The sequence below is a fragment of the Aquimarina sp. EL_43 genome (genome assembly GCF_943422735.1).
In the GTDB taxonomy this organism is placed as follows: Bacteria; Bacteroidota; Bacteroidia; order Flavobacteriales; family Flavobacteriaceae; genus Aquimarina; species Aquimarina megaterium.
Genome location: NZ_CALSBR010000001.1, coordinates 6,026,596 through 6,051,113, shown reverse-complemented (window position 1 = coordinate 6,051,113; position 24,518 = coordinate 6,026,596). Strand labels below are relative to the sequence as shown.

The window sequence follows — 24,518 nt, the reverse complement described above, 5'->3', positions numbered from 1 at the left end:
ACATGGATAATTTCTAGGTACTTTACACCTTAAATTCATGGTATATTTGACCCGAAATATTAAACCACAATTATGGCTATAAATTGGAAAGGCGTAATGCCAGCAGTAACAACTAAATTCACTAATGAGGATACTTTAGACCTTGATATGTTTGAAGTCAATATCAATGCCCAACTAGAAGCTGGAGTTCACGGAATTATTCTGGGAGGAACTCTGGGAGAGGCTAGTACCTTAAGTGATACGGAAAAAAGAATTTTGGTAAAAAAGACGGTTGACATTGTTAATGGCAGAGTTCCTGTAATCATGAACATTGCAGAGCAAACGACCAAAAATGCAATTGATGCAGCTGCAAAAGCTAAAGAAGACGGAGCTCAGGGATTAATGATGCTACCCCCAATGCGTTACAAAGCTGGAGATCGCGAAACAGTAGTATATTTTAAAGAAGTAGCTAAAAGTACAGAGCTACCAATTATGGTGTATAATAATCCTGTAGATTATAAAATTGAAGTAACTCTGGATATGTTTGAAGAGTTATTAGAAATGGATAATATACAAGCTGTAAAAGAATCTACAAGAGATATATCTAATATTACAAGAATCAAAAATAGATTTGGTAATCGCCTAAAAATTCTTTCTGGTGTTGATACTTTGGCCTTAGAGAGTCTTTTAATGGGAGCAGATGGTTGGGTTGCCGGACTTGTAGATGCTTTTCCTGCAGAAACCGTTGCTATTTACGAATTACAAAAAGCAGGACGAATTAAAGAAGCACTTGAGATATATAGATGGTTTTTGCCTTTGTTAGAATTAGATATCAATGCAAAACTAGTACAAAATATTAAGCTAGCAGAAGTAGCTACCGGAATCGGTACCGAAAATGTACGTGCGCCAAGATTACCACTTATTGGTGAAGAACGAAAAAACGTTCTTAGCATTATTGAAAATGGATTAAAAACAAGACCTGCTTTACCAGAGTATAAAGAACTAAATGCTGTAGTGAGTTAGATTTTTTGCCCCAAATATCTTGTTTTTACTTTAATCAATTTTATTATTAATTCATTTTACACTAAAACCATTAACCAATATATATGATAACCGGAAAAAATTATATAGGAAATAGATTATCGGCAACAGGATCCGTTTCTCGTAAAACATTCAATCCAAAACTAAATATTGAGAACGAATACGAATTTTATGAGGCTACTTTAGAAGAAGTAGATGAAGCTACAGAATTAGCACATCAGGCTTTTAAAGAATATAGAAATGTTACAGGAGCTAAAAGAGCAGAATTCTTACATGCTATTGCAGATGAGATTTTGGCTTTAGATGATGAGTTGATTCAGGCATATACTTCAGAAACCGGACTGCCAGAAGGAAGAGCAATAGGAGAAAGAGGTCGAACAGTTTTCCAATTGCGTTCTTTTGCAGAATTAGTTTCTAATGAAGAGTGGCGAGAAAATACAATCGATTTGGCAGATACCAACAGAACACCTGCACCTAAACCAGATATTAGAAAAACTAATATTCCGTTAGGACCTGTAGTAGTATTTGCAGCGAGTAATTTTCCTTTGGCATTTTCTACTGCAGGAGGAGATACAGCTAGCGCACTAGCTTCAGGATGCCCGGTAATCGTTAAATCTCATGCTATGCACTCCGGAACAGGAGAACTGGTATCATCTGCTATCATCAAAGCAGCCGAAAAAACAGGAATGCCAAATGGCGTTTTTTCAAATATTACCGGAAGTGGGAGAGTAGTAGGAGCTGTCCTGGTAAAACATTCAAAGGTAAAAGCTGTTGGTTTTACAGGAAGTATCTCGGGAGGAAGAGCCTTATTTAATCTGGCAGCTAACAGAGAAGAACCAATTCCTGTTTTTGCAGAAATGGGAAGTATTAACCCTGTAATTATTACACCCGAAGCAATTGCCAAAAGAGCAGACGAAATTGCAACTACATATGCTAATTCTATTACAGTTGGTACAGGTCAGTTCTGTACAAATCCTGGGCTAATCCTAACAATAGATGGTGATAATACCAGAAACTTTATCAAGGACCTGGCAGAAAAAAGTACTGCGATAGCTCCCCAGTGTATGTTACATCCTAATATAAAAAGAGATTATGTAGAAAATAGAACGACCATATCTTCTCAATCAGGCGTAGAAGTAGTAGCTTCTTTAACCGAAGAAGTAGAACCTAATTTTGCTCCTACCCAAATTTCTGCTGTTTCTGGAGCTGATTTTTTAACCAATCCAAAAATGCATCAGGAAGTCTTTGGCCCTTTTTCATTAGTAGTTAGATGCAAAGACGAAGCAGAACTTGTTGAAATTATTAATAATCTTGAAGGACAATTAACAGGAACGATCCTGGCAGAAAAATCAGAGTATCAAAACTTAGGTGATATCGTTAATGCGCTTCAGGATAGAGTTGGACGTATCATTTTTAATGGGGTACCCACAGGAGTAGAAGTTTGTCCATCTATGACACATGGAGGACCATATCCAGCATCGTCTGATTCTAGATTCTCTGCCGTAGGAACAAATGCGATAAAGCGATGGGTAAGACCGTTTAGCTATCAGGATTGGCCAAACGAATTGCTCCCAAATGCACTTAAAAATGAAAATCCTGATGAAATCATCAGAACCGTAGATGGAACTCATTCTAATGAGAAAATGTAAGTTTTGATTCTAGAATAATATTCTAATAACAATCTGTTTAAATGTTGGTATTGTTAAGTTTATAATCAAAAGGGTGTGGTTTTTTTTACCATATCCTTTTGGTCTAAACGTATAAAAGAATAGAGTATAGAAATGAATTTTGTTTACAAAAAAAACAGAAAAAAGAATGAAATAAATAAAACAACTTATAAATTAACGGCTGTACCTTTACTAACAAAACAAGAAGAGGTGCAACAGGAAAACAACTATTAATCATTTTATTCTGATAGAATTTCTAATATGCGCTACAAGAGTTTACCAAATACCGTTTTTATACAGAACCGAAATAATTTTACTTCCAGAACTTTGGAGAATACGATTACTATTCTCACTTCTAATGATATCAAGCATACCAATGCAGATGATGTTATGGGGTTTGCCCAAAACAATGATTTATTTTATTTATCAGGAATAGATCAGGAAGAAACATTACTGGTGTTATATCCAGATGCTTATAAACCCGAAAACAGGGAGATTTTGTTCATAAAAGAAACGAGTGAGCATATCAAAATCTGGGATGGTGAGAAATTAACCAAAGAAGAAGCTGGTCAGATTTCAGGAATCCAACGAATAGAATGGGTACATGATTTTGAAAAAATATTGCAAGTAATGGCCTTCGAAGCAGATGGTTTTTATTTAGGACATAACGAACACATAAAGCGAATTACATATAACAAACAAACACAACAGGATCGAATGATTAACTGGTGTAAAGAAAAATACCCTTTGCACCAGTATCATCGAGCCGCCAAAATTACAAGAGCTTTACGTCCTGTTAAATCAAATGAAGAAATTGCACAGATACAAAAAGCTGCAGATATTAGTATCGAAGGTTTTTATAGGGTACTCAAAACAGTAAAACCAGACTGTAAAGAGTACGAATTAGAAGCAGAATTAACGTATGCACTCCTTAAAAAAGGAGGGACAAGACATGCTTTTAAGCCTATTGTAGCTTCAGGGAAAAATGCTTGTGCATTACACTATAATACCAATGATAATACTTGCCAGGATGGCGATATGATACTTTTGGATTTTGGGGTTTGCTATGGTAATTATAATAGTGATACCACACGTTGTATTCCTGTAAATGGTAAATTTTCAGACCGACAAAAAGAAGTGTATACAGCAGTATTACATTGTTTAAAGGAAGGTAGTAAACTACTTAAGCCGGGAGTGATCCCTGCAGATTATGAAAAACAAATGGCCGGTTTAGTCGAAGAACAACTGATCAAAATTGGAGTTCTCGATGCTTCTGAAGTTGCGGCTCAAAACCCGGATCAACCTTTGTATAAAAAGTATTTCATGCATGGTACAGCGCATCATCTTGGGTTAGATGTTCACGATGTAGGTTTGTATTCTAGGGCTTTAGAACCAGGAATGGTACTTACTTGCGAGCCGGGTATCTATATCCCCGAAGAAGGAATAGGTTGTCGCCTGGAGAATGATTATCTCATTACAGAAACTGGAAATACAAATCTCACACAAGCTATGCCTATCGAAATTGAAGAAATTGAAAAGTTGATGACAGCGTAGTGTTAATTACAAAAATATAAATTATGAATGCATTAGGAATAGGCGGTTCTACCATCGAAAAAGAATTAAATGCAATACAGCCAAAAGCTCACCTTGCTAAACCCATTCAAAAAGAAGAATTTCAAGCCAGAATAGATAAAGCTTGCGATCTCATGAAAAAGCAAGAGATTCCCGCAATATATCTGCATGCAGGAACAAATTTATTTTACTTTACAGGAATGCGATGGAACCCAAGTGAACGAATGGTGGGAGCATTGCTATTTCCTAATGGCGAAGTACATTATATAGGCCCTCGGTTTGAAGAAGGTACTATTTTGGATTTCATGTTAATAAAAGGACCTGTTCATTGCTGGGAAGAACATGAAAGTCCATATACCTTATTTGTGGATATTCTAAACAAGAAAAATATAAGAGGTAAGGATGTAGCTATGGATGAAGCAACTCCTTTTTTTATTATTGATGGAATTCTAAAAGAAAAATCTACTTATCATCTAATTAATGCCAAACCAATCACTGCGGGATGTCGAATGATAAAATCTGAAGCAGAAATTGCCATCATGCAAACTGCAATGGATATTACGATGGAAGTACAAAAAGCCGCAGCAAGAATATTGAAACCAGGAATTAGTGCCAAAGAAGTCACCGATTTTATTAATGAAGCTCATAAACGATACGGTGTTCCTTCGGGATCATATTTTTGTATCGTATTGTTTGGTGTAGATTCTTCTTTCCCTCATGGCGTAAAAACACCAAAAGATTTAGAAGAAAACGAAATAGTATTGGTTGATACTGGATGTGTCCTGCATGATTATATTTCAGATATTACCCGAACATATGTATATGGTGAGATTAGTGAGCTACAACGTAAAATATGGAATCTTGAGAAAGAAACTCAGCTTTCTGCATTTGCAGCTGCTCAATTAGGAAAACCATGTTCTGTAATAGATAATGCTTCAAGAAAAATGCTAGAGGCCAAAGGACTGGGGCCTGATTATAAATTACCGGGGTTACCGCACCGTACCGGTCACGGAATCGGACTAGATATCCACGAATGGCCGTATATAGCAAGACATGAAGATGCAATTCTTGCATCAGGAATGTGTTTTAGTAATGAACCTATGATATGTGTGCCCAATGAGTTTGGAATTAGATTAGAAGATCATATCTATATGACCGAAAAAGGGCCAAAATGGTTTACACAACCAGCGCACTCTATTGATGATCCTTTTGGATTATCTTAATAACAACGTATAATGAAACATTTACTTTTTTATATTGTTTTCTGCTATATAATATTTCTCACGAACAGTGCATCTGCACAGAAAGAAATATTTCCAGGAGCAGATGAAAACACACCTTCTAAGGCTCAGTATTTTAGCTGGATAAATAATACCAATGAGGGAACTACAGAAGAACATTCATTGATTAACCTGGATTTTTTCAAATGGTTAAAAGATGAATATAATATGCAATTGGATATTTATGCATTTGATGCAGGTGCAATCGATGGAAAAAGGTTTTATGGAAGTATTTACTCAGATAGGTTTAAAAAACAGTTTCCAAATGGCTTTGATCCAATTCATGAAAAAGCAACCGAGTTAGGAGTTAGACTAGGAGTTTGGGGAGGACCCGATGGTTTTGGGAACACTCCGGAAGAAGAAAAACAACGTACAGAACAAATGGTTAAACTATGTAAGGATTATAATTTTGCATTGTTTAAGTTTGATGCCGTATGTGGACCTTTAAGACCCGAAAAAGAAAACGCATTTATCCATATGATGGAGCAATGTAGAAAACATAGCCCAGATTTGATTTTATTAAACCATCGATTAGGCTTTGAAAAAGCGCAATCTTATGCTACAACTTTTTTATGGGAAGGAGCAGAAACTTATGTCGATGTTTTTATGAATAACAATACTACCGCCCCTCATCATAGAGCTGCAGCATTATCAAGGGGATTGGTGCCGAATTTACAAAGGCTCACAGAGGATCATGGAGTATGTATATCTTCTTGTTTGGACTATTGGGAAGATGATTTAGTACTGCAGGCATTTAATAGAAGTCTCATTCTTTCTCCTCAGATTTATGGTAATCCCTGGTTATTAAGAGATAATGAGTTTCCTAAGCTGGCAAGAATTTTTAATATCCATAAAAAATATAAAAATATCCTGGTTGATGGAATCGCTTTACCTAAAAACACATATGGAGTAAATACTGTTTCAAGAGGAAATCAACATACTAGAATTATAACATTGAGAAATTTATCATGGTTACCAAAAAAATATAAGATAACAGTAGGAGAAGAATTGGGGTTAAGAGGAAATAAACCAATAAAAATCATTCAATTACATCCTAATGAACAGTATATAGGAACATATTCTTTTAATGATAGTGTTAATATTACAGTACCCTCGTTTAGATCAACATTGCTTATTGCTACAACAGAAGACTATGAAGATCCTATTATTTATGGATCTCCTTTTCAGGTAATAAGAAATGTAGAAGAAAAGCCGGTTTTAATAGACTTAATTGGCAAGCCGGGAACCGAAGCGATTCTAGCTATTTCTAATCCAGAAAACTATGAAAAAATAGAATTGAATGGGGCGATAGCTAATGAATTACTGTTAGGGAAAAAACAAAAAGTACATTTTCCTGGAAAAATATTAACGCAAGATACTCATCGCAAAATAGCAGAAATACCTGAAAGCGTTATTCCCGAAGATGCTAATGTTTTATATGAAGCAACTGTTTATTCTGCAGACAATAATGCACTAGAAGTACGTTCTTTATTTCGTTCGGGAGAAACTAATATTCCTCAAGTACAAAATGCTCGTGATGCTTTTTTTAATCAAAAAGTTTTTAAAGAACGAGGAATATGGGATAAAAATTTATTTGATTCGGATCTTAAAACTGGCTTTTGGAAGTCTAAAAAATATAGTATTGATCAAAGTGTTAAAGGTGGAACTCTTCGTTTAGACCTGGGAGAAATCACTTCTGTAGATGAACTCATTCTTAAAATTCCTGATGATTTTTCATTACAACCTTTGTTAACTGATGAAGGGAATTATGTAGAAGTTTCTAAAGATTTAAAGAGCTGGAAGCAAATCATGTATTTAGCAACAACAGAATCTCATATTCCAATTTATGATGATATCCGATATTTGAGATTCAAAAAACAACCACAGCGAATTGTTGAAATAGAAGGATATTATCAACAAAAACCTTTAGATCGTAGCAAATGGAAAGCTTCAAACCTGTTTGCCTATGTAGAAGATATGAAACCTGTTAAAGCATGGAAAACATCCTTTACCTTAACAGAATTGGCAAACAACAGTTATTTAAGTGTGGCACTCAACGGAAAACATGGTATTGAAGGAGCTTATGTTGCAGCCAAAATTGGGGATCAATATATCGGAGCTCCCGATAGGGCTGTTTCTTATCCATCTAATACCTGGGAATATGTTAATGCACGAAGAGATCATGATTATACATATTATATTCCTTTAAAGGAGTCTTATGTAAATAAAAAAATTGAAGTTTTTGTCTTAGGATATGATAAAGAAAATATAGAAATCTTACCAGAGGTATGGATATCTTCAATGAATCCTAATGAAAAAATAGGGTTAAAATTGTATAGAAAATAATACTAAACTATAAATATTAGTTTATGCAAATTTCATATCAGAAGGTTGTTTTTTACTTGGTAATACTATTATTTGCCAATTCTGTTGAAGCAAAGGAGTATGATCTTCGTTCACCAGATGGATCGATTCTCATACATATATCAATTGAAGAAAATATAACCTATTCTCTTTATGTTAATGATAAACAAATTCTGGAAAACTCTTCACTGGCGTTAACAATAGATGATAATATGGTTTTAGGGCATAATCCATTTGTTATTAAAGAAGAATTTCGATCAGAAGACGCTTTTCTTTTTCCAGTACTGAAAGTAAAAAGTGAACGGATAAGAGATCATTTCAATGAATTGACTGTTTTTTTTAAGGATAATTATAAGATTACTTTTAGAGCATATGATACTGGAATAGCATACCGATTCGAAACGCAATTTAAGAAAGAATTAAAGGTGTATTCCGAATTGGCTAAATTTAATTTTAGTAGTAATGATACTGTTTATTTTCCTCGCGAAAAAGAGTTTCATTCTCATAACGAGAGGCTTTATGAACTAACTAATTTAGATAGTTTAGAGAAAAAAGACCTTTGCAGCTTGCCCGTTTTGATAGCGACAAAAAATAAATTCAAACTTTTTATAACCGAAACGGGACTACTGGATTATCCAGGAATGTGGCTTACAGGAGTAGAGGGTAATGCATTAACCGCAGTATTTCCACAAGTAGCTCTAGAAGAAAAAATAGATTCCAAAAGATGGAAGGATGATAGAAGTATCAGAGTAACAAAAACAGCAGATTATATAGCAAAAACAAAAGGGGAAAGAACTTTTCCGTGGCGTATTATAGGAATTTCAAAAAAAGATGCTGATTTAATCACGAATCAATTAACTTATCAACTAGCAAAGCCATCTGAATCGATTGATTTTTCTTGGATTAAACCCGGTAAAGTGATATGGGACTGGTGGAATTATAATAATATTTATGACGTAGATTTTAAAGCCGGAATTAATACTGAGACTTATAAATACTATATAGATTTTGCTGCAAAGTATGGTATTGAATATGTAATATTTGATGAAGGATGGTATGAGTTAGGAGATGTGATGGCAGTTGTACCCGAGGTAGATCTTAAGGAGTTGGTTCGGTATGGAAAAAATAAAAATGTGGGCATTATTTTATGGACTACATGGAGTTCATTAGATCAAAAACTCGACGAAGCATTAGACGCGTTTCAAGAAATGGAAATCAAAGGTGTGAAAGTTGATTTTATGCAAAGGGATGACCAATGGATGGTAAACTATTATCAACGAATTGCTGAAGCTTGCGCTAAACGAAAATTATTGGTTGATTTTCATGGGTCATATAAACCAGCAGGTCTACGAAGAACATATCCTAATGTTCTTACACGAGAAGGAGTTAAAGGAGCTGAAAATAATAAATGGGCGGCTTATATAACTCCTGATCATAATCTTACCATTCCATTTATAAGAATGGTTGCAGGTCCTATGGACTATACTCCGGGTGCAATGTTAAATAGGCAAAAGGAAAATTTTACGATTTCCTGGAATCGCCCCATGAGTTTGGGAACTCGTTGCCACCAATTAGCAATGTATGTTTGTTACGAGAGCCCTTTGCAAATGCTTTGCGATTCTCCCTCCAATTATTATAGAGAACAAAAATCTATGAAATTCTTATCAAAAGTACCAACTGTATGGGATGAAACAATTGTTCTCGATGCCAAAATAGGAAACAGATTACTTGTTGCTCGTAGGAATAAGAATGAATGGTATATAGGGGGAATGACGAATTGGAGCTCAACTAAGTTACAACTTGACCTTTCATTTTTGCCCAAGGACAAAAAATACCTAATGACACTATATAGTGACGGAATAAATGCTGATAGAGTTGGGATAGATTTTATGCAAACTGAAATTATAGTTGATTCTAATTACAATAAAAAAATACAATTGGCTAAAGGAGGAGGTTTAGCAGCAATGCTTATTCCGATCAAGTAAAGAAGATCACAATATACTATGTAGACAAATGAAAAAAAGTCTATAGGAATTGTGTTCTATCTAAAAATAAACCCATTTTTCATTGGATCATCAGGATCGATCATAAAAGTGTGCATTCCTGTAATGTGTGCCGTTCCTTCAACTTGTGGTATTACTGCTTTATAAGGACCATATTCTTCTTCAGAAATAACAGAACCTTTAAATACAGAATCGGTAATACTTTCTATAGACATCGTATCACCATACTGTATTTCGTTTCTCATTTTGTGTATTGCCATTCTACCAGAAACTCCCGATCCGGTAGGACACCTATCTACTTCTCCTTCAGCAAAAATACATACGTTTCTACTGTCAATATTTTCCTTAGAAGAATTTCCAATAAAAATGGTACCATATAAAAAACTAAGATCTTCTTCATAAGGATGTAAAATATTAGAATCTTGCTCTATTACAGCATGTTTTATATCCATTCCTTTAGCAATCAATTTTCTATATGAATTTGAAGTTAAATCAAAATCAAAATTGTTTTTAGCCATATCTACATACGCATAAAAAGCACCTCCGTAGGCTAAATCATAGATAACCTCGCCTATACCATCTACTTTTACCTTTCTATCCAATCCAACTACAAAACTGGGGACACAATGAAAACGAACTCCTGTTACTTTTCCGTTTTTTACTTGTGCATAAGAAATGATTCGACCACAGGGAGCATCAATTTTTATGATATTGTCTCCTTCCTGGTAATCGATCCAGTTCATTTCTACAGCCAATGTAGAAATGGCAATAATAGCATGACCGCACATGGTGCTATATCCTTCGTTGTGTATAAACAAAATGCCAAAATCTCCATCATCATCATTAGGAGGGAGTAAGATACATCCATACATATCGGCATGACCACGAGGTTCAAACATAAGTGAAGTACGTAAATGATCATAATGCTCCTTACAATATCTCCTGTATTCTAATACCGAATTTCCTTTTAGTTCGGGAAAACCATCGACAATCACCCGAAGGGGTTCTCCTCCTGTATGCATATCGATGGTTTTGATTTGTAACCAATCTTTTTTGGGGTCGAAATCGGTATTTTTTAAAATGTTTTGATATGTTTTACTCATGTGTATATTGATTATAATAATAAGTAGCTGCTGCTAAATCTTCGAGGGCATGCCCTACAGATTTAAAAACAGTTATTTCATGATCACTGGTTCTTCCTTGTTTAGCCTCAGAGCAGAGTTCGAATAAATCAGCTTTGATGTCTTCTTCTTTTAGAATACCTTCTTTAAGAGGAATAACAATATCTCCACTTTCTTTAAGCCCTCCTTGATAAGTGTCTACAAAGATGGTAGCTTTTTTTATGCTTTCATTATCAGCTTCACGCATATCTTTTTTATAGGCTCCTACCAAATCTACATGCTGCCCGGCTTTTAAATAGTTACCCAACACCAAAGGAGTTTTGGATAATGTTGCACAGGATATAATATCTACTTTAGAAATTTTTTCTTTGATTGTAGGTATAGCATGGATATCAAAACTTTCTCCTTCTAATTCTTCTGAGATTTTTTTCGCTTTTTCATAATTCCTTCCCCAGATATAAACGGTTTTAATAGGTCTTACACTGGCATGCGCTTTAATTAGATTAGTAGAGAGTGCTCCTGTACCGATCATTAATAAGGAAGAAGCATCAGGTTTAGATAAATACGATGATGCCAGGGCAGAGGCCGAAGCTGTTCGTTTTACAGTCAAACTTTTTGCTTCCATTATTGCTTTGATAGTACCTTTGATGGCATCCATATACAAATATGTACCCTGGATCGAAGGTAAATCAAACTGCCCGTTTTTGGGACTTACCGTTACGATTTTTACTCCTGCTTCTTTACCAGGATTCCAGGCGGGCATTAATAATAGCGTAGAATCTTCCTGAACCACAGGGTTTGGAAAATCATGATGATGACGCATAGGTACCAGTATAGAATTTGATGCAAATTTGTTTCTTAATTCAGCAATTAGCTCATTAAAATTCGTATTGTTTTCAATAAAATCGGTATTGATCTGAACAATTGTATCCATAGGTTATAAATGTAAACAAATCCCAATTCGTAATGGCATACTAACTCAAATCTTATTAAAATGATACCATTCTTAGGTAATATAGTATCATTAAATCGACACCCTTTTAAGCTATCTTTAAAATATTAAAAACTATTTATTTTATGAATCGAACTAAGTATATATTATTACTACTTCTTATTAATCTTTCCCTTTTTTCTTGTAAAAGCACGTTACCACCTACTGCCGAGATATCTTTTGAGCAAAAATTAAGAAATTTGTTCCCTACAGCAGATATAAGTGCAATACAGGTAAATGATCATTTTACAGAATCGTACCGATTGATATTGAAGCAGCCACTAGATCACAATAATCCAGATGCAGGAACTTTTGATCATTATGTATATGTATCTCATTCTGATTATTCGCAGCCAACAGTATTAGTTACCGAAGGGTATTCTGCAAAACATCGAACATATGAGTTGAGTACCCTGTTGAAGGCAAATCAGGTTATGGTAGAATACAGATTTTATGGGAAATCAAGACCAAATCCAATTCCATGGAAGTACCTGACCAATGATCAGGCTATTCAGGATTATCATCTTCTGGTTACCAAACTTAAAAATATATATACCAACAAATGGATTTCTACAGGAATAAGTAAAGGAGGGGAGACTGTATTGATTTATAAATCAAAGTATCCAAAAGATATGGATGCTGCAGTTTCTTATGTAGCTCCTTTGATTAATACTCGAGAAGACCCAAGAACACAAGAGCATATCGCTACTGTTGGCACCAAAGAGTGCAGAACTAAGATTACTAATTTTCAACGGTTATTGTTAACTCAAAGAGAGGCTCTTTTGAATCAAATTGATCAGCATTCGAGAAAAAAGAAAATGAGTTTTACAAAAGTATCACCAGAAGAAGCTCTAGAGTATGCAGTACTAGAATTTCCTTTTTCTTTCTGGCAGTGGGGAGGGAAGTGTGATGAAATACCTAATGGACATGCCGATGCTGCCACTTTGTTTGCCTACCTTAATAAAGTAGTAGGAATTAGCTTCTATAGTGATAAAACATATCACAACCTGTTACCTTCTTATTATCAACATATGGTAGAACTCGGATATTACGGATTTGATAGTACTCCCGTACAGGATTTAATTAAAGTGGTAAAACAACCAACTAATATGAGATTTGCTCCAAAAAATGTTCTTATGGTATATGATCAGGATTATATTAAAAAGGTTAGGGATTATGTAGAGAATGAAGGAGATCATATCATTTACATTTATGGAGAATATGACCCTTGGGGAGCGTGTTCACCTACTCCAAAACCTCATGTAAATGCCTTAAAAATGGTATTGCCCAAAGGAAGTCATAGCACGAGGATTAAAAACTTCTCACAAGACGATCAGAGAAAAATCTATGATAAATTACAAGTATGGTTGTAAAAGATGATTGAGCTATGTTTTTGCTATTATTTTTAAGCCTGTAGCTGATACTACAGGCTTAAAAAACAGATGGTGAATTAATACATTTTTAAAACTTGAAATTCGTCATAGCTTAGCATCCATGCATCATCTTTTTTTACCCATTTCTCCTGGTAAATTTTTCCTTCCCCGATATTCATAGACCAATCTGAAGAGATATTAACTCCATTTGGAGAAACTACACCAAATGTGGGGTTGTGATAGGTTATGTTTTTTGCACCAGAGGTAATTAATTTTTGCCAAAACTGAGTAATCTTAGGTTTACCATGTAATAATTTGGCCATAGGAATGGCATTCATTGTGGCATTCTTAAGATACACATTTGTAAATGCTTCTGTATTTTGTGTGTTAAACCCTTTAATGATTTTTATAGATGTTTTGATCACAGCTTCTAGCATTTGATGACTTGCAATAGGATTTGTTTTATTTTCTGTAGGTATTTTAAATTGTTCTAATACTTCAAAATCATCATAAGTGAGTACCCACTTACCATTTTTTTTCTCCCACTTTTCTTGAAAAATAATGCCTCTTCCGACATTCATACTCCAATTTGCAGATAATAATGCAGTTGAGGTATTAACGACTTCTATACTTAGATTTGTATAGATTAAATTTGTAGCTCCTGATTGCATAAAAGGTTGCCAAAAATCTTTTATTTCCCGAACGCCTTTTTTTATACCAAAAGGTTGGGCACTCATCACAGCTTTTGCATCATAGCCTTCAATACAGATGTCACTTTTTCCTTCATTAAATGCTGTTATCCATTCTTTACTGGCATTAAGTACTTCTAATGCTATTTCGTGATGTGCGGTAGGAGAATGTTCTGCATAAGATTGTTTTATGGTTTCTTTTTTCTCTTCTGGCTTATGTTGGACCCAGGCAATAGAAACTATTAGGATCAAACATAATACTATTGTGTTTACTACTTTCATTTGTATGTTTTTTTAAATTCTAAGTACAAAGAAAGCGGTAGAAGACATGTCATACTTGTGACTTTTATCACACTAGGTATCTTTTTTTAGAATTCTAATTTCTTGTTTTCCTAATGTAACGATTCCCTCTGTTTCTAATTTTTTTAGAAGTCTTGAAATTACTTCTCTTGTAGTAGCTAACTCTCTGGCTAGTTGTTGATGAGATCTTTGTAAAACAGCATTGTCAGATTCTATCATTAAATATTCGAGTAAACGTTCTCTAAGAGGTTTAAAAGCAAGTTTTGAGTAATTATTAATTAGTACATTGTAGCTATCTCGAAATGTATTTATAGTAAATCGATTCCAGGATTTATAAGTAAAACACCAATCTTTTACAAATCTTACAGGGATATTTAATACTATTGATTCTTCTTCAACAATAGCATTAACGGTACTTTTACAATCTTCAAAACAAGCAGACAAAGAGAGGGTACACGTTTCCATATCTCCCAAATAGTAAATAAGGATTTCCCGCTCTTCGTTTTCCTGATACACTCTAACTTTTCCGCTGATTACAATTTTCAGAACTTTGATATATTTATTTTCCTTTATTAGAAACTCACCTTTTTGATGCTTCGAAATAGAAGTTTTTTCCCGAAGTTCTTTTTTGAGTTCTTCTTCTGATATATGTAATTTTTGAAATACATGATCTAACATAATCCAAGGGTGTTTTCGTTTTTAAGAGTAGCTTTTCAAAGTTTATAGTATTGATAATTTCAATGTTACTCTTTCAAAATTCAATTAAAATAATGGCGACATTACAATAAAAGTAACAAAAAAATACAGGCAAATAGTGAATAAAGAAAACCATCAAAATTTACTTTTGACGGTTTTCTAATTTTGACAATGATATTATAAAAATTAATTTCCTATTTCTTATAAAACAGATTTAATAAAAATGGGATGTTTATCAGGGCTTTCGATTTTTAATACTGCCCTTTGATCAATGTCATCAAAGGATTTTTTAACAGAAAAACCGGATTGATGTAATTGGGCTTGTTTTTTATCAAGATCTTTTGTTTCGAAAACAATTCCTTTAAATCCCAGTTTGTTATTTGTTTGATCATTAAAACTAAAATTAGATGGGTACTCGGTATTCCAATAATATTGTAGTTCTATGAAGGTTTCTTTTTGTTGATACATCCATTCTCTGTTCTCAATAGCATCGGGATCACTAATATTTGGTGGATCTAAATGATCGGGGCCCAAAAAATATAATGTAAACCCTGTTCCATTTCCTCTGTCTACGTACATTCGTATTTTAAATTTCAAATCGGAAAAAGTTTCATAGAACTTAATGCTTTTGATGGGGTCTTTTGTTCTAAGTGTTATGAGTCCAAAAACTGGGATTTCTTTTAAAGGAAAAGTATCTATCTTAAGTGTTGGCACCGTATTTTGCTTGAAATGTTTTTGTATGTATTCAATTTGATACATATTAGGATCTTTTGTATGAAGTAAATACCCTATATCTCCAAATTGATATGGTTTACCCGATAAATATTTGTCCTCGATAACTGTATAAACAGATTGAATATCATCTACAAATAAGCTGTATTTCCAATAATTATCTTCAGGAGAATGTTCATAAACTTCATCAAGATTTACTTTTTCTTTATATTTCCGTAATTCTAAAGAGGCAGGGTTTTTATGGTTTGGAAATCTAAGTATATATCGGGACTCATGTTCGGTATGAATACTGTTCTCTAGTTTCATTCCGAGATGAGATATATAATAGGCGAGGGTTTCCTCTTCATTTTTAATACTTAATAGTAAGCTGGATAATTTCATTAGTTAGGCATTTAGAGATTCAAAAATCTTGATAGATGGAGCTTCTGCCAGCATGGTTGTTAAAGTATCAAAATCACCTGTTTCTTTTCTCCAATTTAGATAGTTTTGAAAATGGCTTTGCGATTCCCAGTTTTCAATTAATAAGATACTGTTTTTATCTTCGAAAAACTGGTATAATTGTGCTCCTAAGCAACCTTCATATTTTCTTGTATCGGGTAATATTTGTTGAAAGAATTCTTTTATTTTTTCTTCAGAATTACTTTTACCCGTTAATTCAAATTTTACAATAGTGCTCATTATTTATTTTTTATGTTTTTTAGATCTGTAAAATAACATCGAATTAAGAAGTGATGCTTGTGACTTTTGGCACACAGAATAAAAAAACAGTAATCATTTTTAATTCTTATCAAATTATAGGATTCATACTGGATGTACAAAAAGCGCAAACCTTTACGATTTGCGCTTTCTACTTTTATTCTTCGTCTTTAATTTTTAAAAGGATATTGGCCAGGTGTTCTGGTTGAGAGAAATTTGGAGTATGGCTAGAATGTAAAGTGAATACTTTTTTTACCTTTCCTTTATACATTGCTCTTTGTACTTCGATAGGTATAGCCCTATCTTCTGTACATTCTATATAGTACTTTGGGATTCGCCCAAAGTTACTGTCTGTAACTTCTAACTCATACATTAGAGGGGCAGATGGTTCTGGAACAATATAGGGTTTGGCTCCATCAAAAGCTTTTTTAGGGATATCATGAGCAAAGGCATTTTGAATTTCGTTCTCATCTACCAAAGCATAAGTTTTATCTTCAGACAGGTAGAAATTATCTACCGCTACCGAGCCTTCTACTCCCTGAGCTGCACTAAAAAAAGAACCTCCTTTAGGTAATAAAAATGCGGTAAGATAGACAATACTTTTTACTTTATTGGGTCGTATTTCTGCAACCCTGCTCACTGTAATACCATTAAAACTATGTCCAACTAATAGTACGGGTTGCTCTTGCTTGTCGAGAATATCTGTAATTGCTTTTACATAATCTGTCATTGTAATTGTGGCAGGAGGTGTTTTATCACTTCCGTGCCCGGGAAGATCTGGGGTAATTACAATATGTCCTTCATTTCTTAATTTTGAAGCTACATTTTCCCATTGCCAGGCACCTAGCCAGGCAGAGTGTACTAATACATACGTTTCTTTTTTTGTTTCCATAATGTTACCTTTTTTTGTGTTTACATTGTTGTTTGCACCATTGCTAAATGTTACTATTCCGATTAGGAAAACAGCAACTAATTTTAATTTTCGTTTCATAAATTTTTAGCGTATTACTTATGGCACAAATGTATATGTGGAAACAGCCTTAAACTTGTACCTTTTGATACAAGTGGCCTAATACATTTTATTTTTTTCTGAAGATGCTAGGAAAGAAGTTCTATTTTCTTGAAGTGTAGTTGTACAATATGATCCAATTCATATTGCTTTAAGATTTTTGAAACTACTTCTCTAGTAGTACCTACTTCTTTGGCTAATTGTTGGTGTGAAATCTCTATGATTGAGGAATTATTTCTATTAGCTTCGGATCTTAAGTAATCTATTAATCTTTCATTTATTTTTTTAAAGGCCAGGTCTTTGTAAGAAAGCAGTAAATCTTCATAACTTATAATGAAAGAATTAGTGGTAAAGGTGTTCCAAGATTTAAACATAAAACTCCATTCGGATACAAATCGCACCGGAATTTTAATAAGTGTAGTTTCTATTTCTGTTTTGGCATGCACAAGGCTTTTACAATCCCTAAACGTAGCAGACAACGACAATACACAGGTCTGGATCGGGTTTACATAATACAGTAAAATTTGGCGATCTTCATTTTCCTGCCATACTCTTACTTTTCCCGAAATTACAATAGCTAACCACTTGATATATTTATCCTGCTCTACAATAAAGGTGTCCTTTGGTACTGTTTGTACTACTCCTTCTTTAAGAATATGTTCTTGCAGTTTTTCTTCTACAATATTCAAGCCTTTAAATAACTGTTCGAACTCGGTCATTTTTATGAGTAAAAAATAGTTAGTACTACTTTAATTATTGCAAATATATACAAGTGACGTATAACTTACAGTACATCTATTTTTGAAAGACTCCTTATGCATTGTTAGTATCGCTATGATAAGCTTTAGTATGTAAATCGAATATTAACCTTTATTTTCCTCCGCTTGGTAAATTTGTTTTAAGATAATGGGTTAATGTTTCACGTAAGTGTCTAGAGGTGTTTTCTCCTTCGTATATACCATGAGATCGGTTAGGATATGATACCATAGAGAATATTTTATTATAACGAATAAGCGCATTAGCCAATACTTCTATACTTTGATAATGAACATTATCATCTCCTGTTCCGTGAATCAGTAATAAATCTCCTTTAAGGTTTTTGGCAAAATTAACAGGAGAGCCTTTTTCATAACTTTCGGGCATGATTTGCGGTATTCCCGAGTATCGTTCCTGGTAGATGTTATCATATAATCTTTGATCAGATACTGGGGCTACTGCCATTCCCATTTTATAGATTTCGGGATACCTAAATAAAGCATTAAGGGTCATAGAACCACCACCGCTCCATCCCCAGATACCAATGCGATCCGGGTCTATAAAATTAAACATTTCGATACTCTTTTTTGTTCCTTGCGCCTGGTCTGAAGAAGAAAGAACACCAATTTGACCATACACACATTTTCGCCATTCTCTTCCTTTAGGTCCGGGAGTCCCGCGATTATCGATACTCATTATAATATACCCTTGCTGGGATAGCATGGTATGCCATAAATAGTTACTTCCGCCCCAGGAATCTAATACGGTTTGGGACCAGGGTTCACCATATACATGAAATAACACAGGATACTTTTTTGATGGATCAAATCCTAGAGGCTTGATCATATATGCATCTAGTGATGTGCCATCGTCTAAAGAAATTTTAAAAAATTCTTGCGGATTGCGATCTATAGCCGCTATTTGTTTTTTTAACTTTTGGTTAGAGACCAAAGTTTTAATCACTTTGTGATCGGGTAAAGAAATAATATCGGTAGTAGGGGGAAGGCCAGATTTAGAATAAGTATGTTGAGCAAATTTTCCGTTTGGAGCAATACGATATCGATGCGTTCCTGGTTGATCTTTGGGTGATAGTCTTTCTGCTTTTCCCTTTTTATTAAGTTTGGTTCTATACAAGTACCTTTGTGTAGCATTTTCTGGACTTGCCATATAGTACAACCATCCATTTTTTTCGTCGATTAATTCAATATTAATCATATCTGAATCGGTAGGTGATACCTGAGTTTCATTACCATCTTTAATAAGGTAAAGCGCTTTCCAGCCACTTTTTTCACTTACCCAGGTAAATGTACTGGCATCCTCTAGATATTTAAAATCATCTACCGCTTCTAACCAAGCAGTTTCTTTATCTTCATAAATTACCTGAGTATTCCCATCCAGAGCATTGCAAAGTGTTACTTTATTATGATTTTGTGCCCTGTTGAGGTGTTGCAGAAGTAATGATTTAGAATCTGGTTTCCAAATCATCCGAGGGACATATTGATTACTGGCATCTCCTGGTAATTTCATCCAGGTTGTAGCTCCTCCCGATGTATTAACGACTCCAACTTTTGCTTCAGACGGCTTTTCTCCTGCTTTAGGATACTGTACTGGTATTGTATACGAATAGATAGAATCTGTAGTATTGATCATCAGGAAATTCTTTATCTTACTGGCATCGATCCTCCAGTATGCAATTTTGCGGCCATCGGGACTCCATCTAAAACCATCTCTACAAGAGAATTCTTCTTCATATGCCCAATCAAAGGTTCCGTTAATGATTTTATCTGTTCCGTCTGTTGTTAATGCAGTGATATTTCCATCGGTAAGTGATTCGACATAAATATTATGTTCTCTTACATATCCTACCTTATTTCCATCTGGAGAGAACTTGGCAAACATAAGTGAAGATGATTTTGCTTTTGCTCCTCCCAGTTTGGTTAGTTTTTTTGTTTTTAAGTGTAATACCCAATAATCCCCTTTGGTGTTATACCTCCATACTCTAGAAGAGTTGGTAAAGAATAAGACTTTACTTTTATCGGTAGACCAGGTATAATTTTCTATACGAAGCGGAGTGTCTTTTCCTTCGGGAATCATCCACTTTGCAGGAATTAAGATACTTTGTTCTCCTGTTTTAGTATCTGTTTTAATAATATCATAATACCCTTTGTTTTCTGAAGAAGCTACCAAGGTAGTATATGAATCTCCTCCTTCGAACCATTTTAAAGCTTTTGATCGTTCTGAAGAAAAGTCTCTGCTACTAAAGATTTGTTCTAGTGAAAGTTTTGATTGTTGTGCAGATAAGATGCTTACATTTAGTATAACAAAGAATATGCAGCAGATCTTTTTGATCGTATTACAATGTATCATTAATCAGAAGTTTAATTTTAAAGAAATGTTCAATTTGGTGATTTCTCAAAGATATAGTGATATCGTATAGATTTTGCACTATAAGTTAACTAAACATGATACTATATTATCTTTTTTGAGGTTATTTTATTGAAAAATCGGAGAAAATAATACTTTATCTCTTAGCTCAATTTTATTTCAGCATATAAAAACCCTTTTAAAGATTCACTTCAATTCAACTTAGAAGGATCATTATAGAGTGTTATTTCACTTTTTTTAGAAGTTTGGTTTTATTAAGAATTCGATATCCTATCCTATAATAGATTAAGATGATACAGCAACGACCTGTTGTTTCTTTAATTCCTCATCGTTTAAATCTCGGGTCAACCAACCACTTCTGCCAGCAGTGGCTATTGCATAAGGAGTAATCCAAAATAACGTAAAGGCATAAAAAACACTATATGGATAAGCCCAAAAAGATTCTGAGATAGTATGCTTTTTGGCATAAAATAAAGCTTGTATACTCGAAAAAACCAGTATACTCACCAATGTAGAACTAAGGAATAATAGTGGATATGTACATATAAAAAATAACATTAACAACGTAGCTGGATAGGCAGCTATCATTTTTAACCATTGGTTTAAGAGTAGTACTCGGGTACCAATTTTAGATCCTTTTCTAAAATTTGTAAAGGCAAATTTACTCATTGCAATATTTTCACGAATGTTACTTCTCTCCCAACGAATAAACATTTTTGATAGGTTTTTGTAGCGCTCTGGAGTGTTGGTATAAACGTATGCCTCACGCTGAAAAAATACTTTATAACCTTGTTTCAAAATCATATTAGTCATTGCACGATCTTCACCAATTTTTGAAACTTCCCCCATAAATGTTTGATTAATCCAGTCTTGAAGACAATTGAAGACTGCTTCTCTACGATAAGCAGATAAAGCACCTGGTGTACATAATACAGAACCTAATCTACTTTGTGCAGAACGGATAAATTCGAAACTAAAGGCAAAACTAACATTTAGCATACGTGGAATTACAGCTTTTTCTCTGTTTAATACACGTACATTTCCTGCCACAGCCCCACATTCTTTATTTACAACAAAAGGACTGACCATAAGGCGCAACGTATCTTTTTTAACTATAGAATCACTATCAACAGTTATAAATACTTCTCCTGTGGCTAAATTAAATCCACGGTATAATGCGTGTCTTTTTCCTTTGTTTTTAGGTTGTTGGTAAATCGAAACACGATCGCCTAATACTTCTTTAGCTTTTTGCATCCATTGCCAGGTATTATCCTGGCTTCCGTCGTCAATAGAAATCAACTGTAATTTTTCTTTCGGGTAATCACTTTCGGCAAGACTAAGTAAGGTTTTATAAACCAATTCTCCTTCATTGTAAGCAGGTACGATGACCGTGCAAGAAGGTAATTCTTCATGTGATACTGGTTTAATGATCTTATAGCGTAGATATAAAAACAGTATATAAATTAAAAAGCTAATTTTAAGAGTAAGTAGCGTGATACCAGTGATCATTAAGGGTGTCCCCCAGATGGTGTTCATTCTTTCTAAATACACTTTTTCAAAATAAGGTTGTAAGAAATAAAATAAAGATGCACCGCCAAATATTAGTAGAAATGTTGCTATTAGAATGAGGGGTGATGATACTTTTGAAATAAATTTTTCTAGAGAATTAGGGGATTTATTTATAGATATTGATGTTTCCAAAGATTCGCAAGATGTTGATTGCTTCATGAATGTTTCCTTAAATTACTCGTGAGAAAAAACAACATTGATGCCATTTTGAATATGATTTGAATAACAAGTGTTTAGGCGATCACTCTAATTTATTAGGTGTAGAGATTTTACACACTTGTGTGTATTTATACATCATTTTTGTATAAATTAAATGTGATACGGATGCTTTTATTAGCAAAAAAGATACTCAATCCTGCTTATATAAGTTCTGGGGAGTAACCGATAAAACTGAAAAAAATATACGGAGGATCGATATTGAAAAGTTAAATTTGTTATTAAATAAATTAGGATAGACTACCGTAAAACGAAAAGTAAACTAATTTGGAAATTATGAGAAATTGAACAAGCGAGAAAAAAATAAATAGATTAATTTCAATCTTCGTTTAACCAGCTTCCTCTCAATTTGTCACGATTCTTTAGTTTTACTAAGGCATCATTTTTTGTTATTTTCAATAAACCTTCCTTTATTTCTCCTATTTTTTGTTCGAATTTTTCTTCTACTAGATCTTTGTTGTATATAGAAATAAGAAATTCTTTGGATCCTAATTTAGATAAATTTTTACTTAACTCTTCTAAAAGTATTTTATAATAAAACATGATATTTCTAACAGGTTGAATATGCTTTATATATTCTCTGAGTTTACTTCTAGCTGTTGCTCCTGCTATTGATCCTCCAATAACACCTCCATAGAATAGAATGGGAATGCCTTTAATAGTAATCATTTTCATATCAAAGGGCAAATCAATTGTATCAATTACTCTTTTTTGTTCATTCTCATCCGATAATGATAATAAGCCTGAAATCATCAAAGCATCTTGAATATTAGACAATTCTAAAACCCTCCTCAATTTGTCAACACTTTCTACTTCCCATAATTTAAAATTAAATCTTTCTAAATTGAAACTATCTTTATACTTTAATCCGATAGAGTTTAGTTTTTGCTCAATATTTTTTTTTAATAAAACGATTTCTTGTTGGAAGTGTTTTACATCATTAAATAATTCGGATGCTCGCTTTTTTCGGTTTTTGTTATCTGGGTAAAGAATGTCTTCATTACCAGTAATTACATCAAATGAAGTTTCAATACCTTTCCAAATGCTATTAAATATAGACATAGAATTGTTTTTTTTACCAACAGACGACGTTTGAGCAATTTTTTTTATCCATTTTATCGTCATCCCTAAATGAATTTCGGTTTCCATCCAATTGCTCTAAAATACGGACAGCTTCCTTGGCTAATTCTTGTACTCCTGTTTTTTCAACAATATCCGAAATTTCCTTTGATTTCAGATCCAAAAACTTATCTAGTTGTTCTTCTGAATAACCAAGCTTTCTCATCATATCTAGATCTCCTATCCCTTTATCAATGAGTTCTTTCAGTTTTTGATTTGCCAATAATGCCATTTTAACCCTTGCTCTTGGACCATAAAGACCTCGAATACCTTTTTGTAATTTATCTCTTACTATTGCGCCTTGAATAGAATCAACGATTAACTCGATTGCAACAGTAATTACAAGAGCTGCAGCCGCTCCTCCAGCAAAAGCTTTGAATCTAATCCATTTTGGAAACCTTAGTTTTTTGATAGCTACTCTTTCCAAGTTTTGAGCTCCCTGGTATTCGATATCTTTCCCAACTCTTTTTATAATTGTTCCTCCTATTATTTCTCCACCTCCTTTTATAGGAATTCTATCTAGATTTTTTGCCATTCTTACTAAAAGTGCAGTACTTACAAAGTTTTGGACAGCCAAAAAAGCGAAAAATTCGGCTAAATATTCTATTACTTCAAGGACAACGCCATCACCTAATTTTATTATTTTAGGTTTTAGTCTAGGGTCAGATGGATCAATATTCAAATCTAAAAGCATATCTCTAGCCTTCCCATGAAACTCATCTAAAGAATCTTGTATACTATCTGCTATCAAAGTTAAATCTACTAAAAACACTCCTATATCGCTAGACAATTGATCCAATCTTCTAGCCCTATTCTTATTATCTGGATACAAGTCTATTAACCCCATAATATTTTAATTTTTCTTTTCGTTTTTATGACAATTAAAGTTACTAACATATGTTGTAATTAGGATACGCTAAAACCGTTGAATTTTTACTTTTAAAATTAGCAGATAAACTC

The 24,518-nt window shown here is 33.7% G+C and carries 19 protein-coding genes; 7 read left to right on the top strand and 12 right to left on the bottom strand.

Annotation, left to right across the window (positions count from 1 at the left end):
• Nucleotides 1–72 precede the first annotated feature (72 nt).
• The 6 genes from NNL09_RS25830 to NNL09_RS25805 all read left to right on the top strand — a co-directional run bounded on the left by NNL09_RS25830 (nt 73) and on the right by NNL09_RS25805 (nt 9,888).
• Nucleotides 73–1,002 (top strand): dihydrodipicolinate synthase family protein, encoded by a 930-nt coding sequence (locus tag NNL09_RS25830; RefSeq protein WP_025667831.1) that lies wholly within the window; start codon nt 73–75, stop codon nt 1,000–1,002.
• Between the two features lie 83 nt (nt 1,003–1,085).
• Nucleotides 1,086–2,669, top strand: a complete 1,584-nt coding sequence (locus tag NNL09_RS25825; RefSeq protein ID WP_196911971.1) for an aldehyde dehydrogenase (NADP(+)) — start codon at nt 1,086–1,088, stop codon at nt 2,667–2,669.
• A gap of 279 nt (nt 2,670–2,948) precedes the next feature.
• Nucleotides 2,949–4,241 carry an aminopeptidase P family protein gene (locus NNL09_RS25820; RefSeq protein WP_025667833.1) on the top strand — a complete coding sequence of 431 codons (1,293 nt, stop codon included), beginning with the start codon at nt 2,949–2,951 and terminating at the stop codon, nt 4,239–4,241.
• A gap of 23 nt (nt 4,242–4,264) precedes the next feature.
• On the top strand, nt 4,265–5,482 hold the full coding sequence (locus NNL09_RS25815; protein WP_196911970.1) for a Xaa-Pro peptidase family protein: 1,218 nt from the start codon (nt 4,265–4,267) through the stop codon (nt 5,480–5,482).
• Nucleotides 5,483–5,494: 12 nt separating this feature from the next.
• Nucleotides 5,495–7,885, top strand: a complete 2,391-nt coding sequence (locus NNL09_RS25810) for a hypothetical protein (RefSeq protein ID WP_196911969.1) — start codon at nt 5,495–5,497, stop codon at nt 7,883–7,885.
• Nucleotides 7,886–7,908: 23 nt separating this feature from the next.
• On the top strand, nt 7,909–9,888 hold the full coding sequence (locus NNL09_RS25805) for a glycoside hydrolase family 97 protein (RefSeq protein ID WP_196911968.1): 1,980 nt from the start codon (nt 7,909–7,911) through the stop codon (nt 9,886–9,888).
• Between the two features lie 56 nt (nt 9,889–9,944).
• Here NNL09_RS25805 and NNL09_RS25800 read toward each other — a convergent pair whose 3' ends face one another.
• Both NNL09_RS25800 and NNL09_RS25795 read right to left on the bottom strand, forming a co-directional pair.
• Entirely contained in the window at nt 9,945–11,009 is a 1,065-nt protein-coding gene (locus NNL09_RS25800; protein WP_196911967.1) for a proline racemase family protein, read from the bottom strand.
• Nucleotides 11,002–11,961 carry an ornithine cyclodeaminase family protein gene (locus tag NNL09_RS25795; protein ID WP_196911966.1) on the bottom strand — a complete coding sequence of 320 codons (960 nt, stop codon included), beginning with the start codon at nt 11,959–11,961 and terminating at the stop codon, nt 11,002–11,004. Before NNL09_RS25795 ends, NNL09_RS25800 begins: the two co-directional genes overlap by 8 nt.
• Before the next feature lie 143 nt (nt 11,962–12,104).
• Between NNL09_RS25795 and NNL09_RS25790 the strand changes: the two genes are divergently transcribed.
• Nucleotides 12,105–13,391 carry a S28 family serine protease gene (locus NNL09_RS25790; RefSeq protein WP_196911965.1) on the top strand — a complete coding sequence of 429 codons (1,287 nt, stop codon included), beginning with the start codon at nt 12,105–12,107 and terminating at the stop codon, nt 13,389–13,391.
• A 77-nt stretch (nt 13,392–13,468) separates the two neighbouring features.
• Here the strand turns inward: NNL09_RS25790 and NNL09_RS25785 are convergent, their stop codons facing one another.
• The 10 genes from NNL09_RS25785 to NNL09_RS25740 form a co-directional block, all read right to left on the bottom strand.
• Complete coding sequence (locus NNL09_RS25785) at nt 13,469–14,362, bottom strand: hypothetical protein (protein ID WP_196911964.1); 894 nt, start codon at nt 14,360–14,362, stop codon at nt 13,469–13,471.
• Between the two features lie 72 nt (nt 14,363–14,434).
• On the bottom strand, nt 14,435–15,058 hold the full coding sequence (locus tag NNL09_RS25780; RefSeq protein ID WP_196911963.1) for a Crp/Fnr family transcriptional regulator: 624 nt from the start codon (nt 15,056–15,058) through the stop codon (nt 14,435–14,437).
• A 219-nt stretch (nt 15,059–15,277) separates the two neighbouring features.
• The gene (locus NNL09_RS25775; RefSeq protein WP_196911962.1) at nt 15,278–16,189 is read right to left on the bottom strand and encodes a hypothetical protein; all 912 of its coding nucleotides are present in this window, start codon (nt 16,187–16,189) and stop codon (nt 15,278–15,280) included.
• A 3-nt stretch (nt 16,190–16,192) separates the two neighbouring features.
• A complete protein-coding gene (locus NNL09_RS25770; RefSeq protein ID WP_196911961.1) occupies nt 16,193–16,486 on the bottom strand; it encodes a putative quinol monooxygenase in 294 nt (97 codons plus the stop codon).
• 175 nt (nt 16,487–16,661) lie between these two features.
• Nucleotides 16,662–17,495: an alpha/beta fold hydrolase gene (locus NNL09_RS25765; RefSeq protein WP_196911960.1), complete on the bottom strand. Its 834-nt coding sequence runs from the start codon at nt 17,493–17,495 to the stop codon at nt 16,662–16,664.
• 107 nt (nt 17,496–17,602) lie between these two features.
• Complete coding sequence (locus tag NNL09_RS25760) at nt 17,603–18,232, bottom strand: Crp/Fnr family transcriptional regulator (RefSeq protein ID WP_196911959.1); 630 nt, start codon at nt 18,230–18,232, stop codon at nt 17,603–17,605.
• A gap of 151 nt (nt 18,233–18,383) precedes the next feature.
• A complete protein-coding gene (locus NNL09_RS25755; RefSeq protein ID WP_196911958.1) occupies nt 18,384–20,636 on the bottom strand; it encodes a S9 family peptidase in 2,253 nt (750 codons plus the stop codon).
• Between the two features lie 303 nt (nt 20,637–20,939).
• Nucleotides 20,940–22,382 carry a glycosyltransferase family 2 protein gene (locus NNL09_RS25750; RefSeq protein ID WP_025667846.1) on the bottom strand — a complete coding sequence of 481 codons (1,443 nt, stop codon included), beginning with the start codon at nt 22,380–22,382 and terminating at the stop codon, nt 20,940–20,942.
• Nucleotides 22,383–22,757: 375 nt separating this feature from the next.
• A complete protein-coding gene (locus tag NNL09_RS25745) occupies nt 22,758–23,588 on the bottom strand; it encodes a hypothetical protein (RefSeq protein WP_196911957.1) in 831 nt (276 codons plus the stop codon).
• Entirely contained in the window at nt 23,515–24,405 is an 891-nt protein-coding gene (locus NNL09_RS25740; RefSeq protein WP_025667848.1) for a hypothetical protein, read from the bottom strand. The genes NNL09_RS25745 and NNL09_RS25740 overlap by 74 nt, the downstream gene beginning before the upstream one ends.
• Nucleotides 24,406–24,518: the final 113 nt, after the last annotated feature.

Coding starts and splice junctions, on each gene's coding strand:
- NNL09_RS25830 (WP_025667831.1), top strand. CDS start 73: ATGGCTATAAATTGGAAAGGCGTAATGCCAGCAGTAACAACTAAATTC.
- NNL09_RS25825 (WP_196911971.1), top strand. CDS start 1,086: ATGATAACCGGAAAAAATTATATAGGAAATAGATTATCGGCAACAGGA.
- NNL09_RS25820 (WP_025667833.1), top strand. CDS start 2,949: ATGCGCTACAAGAGTTTACCAAATACCGTTTTTATACAGAACCGAAAT.
- NNL09_RS25815 (WP_196911970.1), top strand. CDS start 4,265: ATGAATGCATTAGGAATAGGCGGTTCTACCATCGAAAAAGAATTAAAT.
- NNL09_RS25810 (WP_196911969.1), top strand. CDS start 5,495: ATGAAACATTTACTTTTTTATATTGTTTTCTGCTATATAATATTTCTC.
- NNL09_RS25805 (WP_196911968.1), top strand. CDS start 7,909: ATGCAAATTTCATATCAGAAGGTTGTTTTTTACTTGGTAATACTATTA.
- NNL09_RS25800 (WP_196911967.1), bottom strand. CDS start 11,009: ATGAGTAAAACATATCAAAACATTTTAAAAAATACCGATTTCGACCCC.
- NNL09_RS25795 (WP_196911966.1), bottom strand. CDS start 11,961: ATGGATACAATTGTTCAGATCAATACCGATTTTATTGAAAACAATACG.
- NNL09_RS25790 (WP_196911965.1), top strand. CDS start 12,105: ATGAATCGAACTAAGTATATATTATTACTACTTCTTATTAATCTTTCC.
- NNL09_RS25785 (WP_196911964.1), bottom strand. CDS start 14,362: ATGAAAGTAGTAAACACAATAGTATTATGTTTGATCCTAATAGTTTCT.
- NNL09_RS25780 (WP_196911963.1), bottom strand. CDS start 15,058: ATGTTAGATCATGTATTTCAAAAATTACATATATCAGAAGAAGAACTC.
- NNL09_RS25775 (WP_196911962.1), bottom strand. CDS start 16,189: ATGAAATTATCCAGCTTACTATTAAGTATTAAAAATGAAGAGGAAACC.
- NNL09_RS25770 (WP_196911961.1), bottom strand. CDS start 16,486: ATGAGCACTATTGTAAAATTTGAATTAACGGGTAAAAGTAATTCTGAA.
- NNL09_RS25765 (WP_196911960.1), bottom strand. CDS start 17,495: ATGAAACGAAAATTAAAATTAGTTGCTGTTTTCCTAATCGGAATAGTA.
- NNL09_RS25760 (WP_196911959.1), bottom strand. CDS start 18,232: ATGACCGAGTTCGAACAGTTATTTAAAGGCTTGAATATTGTAGAAGAA.
- NNL09_RS25755 (WP_196911958.1), bottom strand. CDS start 20,636: ATGATACATTGTAATACGATCAAAAAGATCTGCTGCATATTCTTTGTT.
- NNL09_RS25750 (WP_025667846.1), bottom strand. CDS start 22,382: ATGAAGCAATCAACATCTTGCGAATCTTTGGAAACATCAATATCTATA.
- NNL09_RS25745 (WP_196911957.1), bottom strand. CDS start 23,588: ATGGAAACCGAAATTCATTTAGGGATGACGATAAAATGGATAAAAAAA.
- NNL09_RS25740 (WP_025667848.1), bottom strand. CDS start 24,405: ATGGGGTTAATAGACTTGTATCCAGATAATAAGAATAGGGCTAGAAGA.